The sequence below is a fragment of the Paraburkholderia kururiensis JCM 10599 = LMG 19447 genome (genome assembly GCF_003986935.1).
In the GTDB taxonomy this organism is placed as follows: Bacteria; Pseudomonadota; Gammaproteobacteria; order Burkholderiales; family Burkholderiaceae; genus Paraburkholderia; species Paraburkholderia kururiensis.
Genome location: NZ_RJZE01000116.1, coordinates 1 through 682 on the forward strand (window position 1 = coordinate 1; position 682 = coordinate 682).

Annotated in this window: 1 protein-coding gene; it reads left to right on the forward strand. The window is 60.1% G+C overall.

Going from position 1 to position 682, the window contains the following annotated elements; genetic code table 11:
- Positions 1-114: 114 nt before the first annotated feature.
- Positions 115-682: IS110 family RNA-guided transposase (locus PKKP23_RS33535; protein WP_126880089.1), on the forward strand; the 568-nt coding region annotated here is incomplete at its 3' end.

The window sequence follows — 682 nt, forward strand, 5'->3', positions numbered from 1 at the left end:
TAGAGAATGAAAGGGACTTCCCCGTCCCGAGGCTGCGGCGGAAGCCGCGAATCGGCATCAATGTGCCAGGATGAAGTTGCGAACATTCATCGACACCAGCGAGAGGGGAAGTCCATGCCTATTGTCACTATCGGGATCGATCTTGCCAAGAATGTCTTTGCCGTTCACGGTGTGGACGAAACCGGCAAAGCGATACTGATCAAGCCACGTGTGCCGCGCGATCAGCTGGCGACGTTGATCGCACAGTTGCCTGCGTGCCTCATTGGCATGGAAGCGTGCTCCGGGGCGCATCACTGGGCCCGCATGTTCCAGGGGCACGGCCACACGGTCAAGCTCATGGCGCCCAGTCTCGTCGCGCCTTATCGCATGTCGGGCAAGCGCGGCAAGAACGACGCGGCCGATGCTGCTGCGATCTGCGAAGCGGTGACGCGACCGAACATGCGTTTCGTGCCGCTGAAGGACGAGCATCAGCAGGCGACGCTTTGCCTGCATCGGACACGACAGGGTTTCGTCGAAGAGAGGACTGCGACCTACAACCGGTTGCGAGGCCTGCTCTCGGAATTCGGTGTAGTGCTGCCACAGAGCCCGGAGAAGTTGCGCAGGTACATCACGGAACATCTGGACACATTGCCAGGCTGGGCGAAGCGTAGCATCAGCGATCTGCTCGAGCATGCTGGCCATA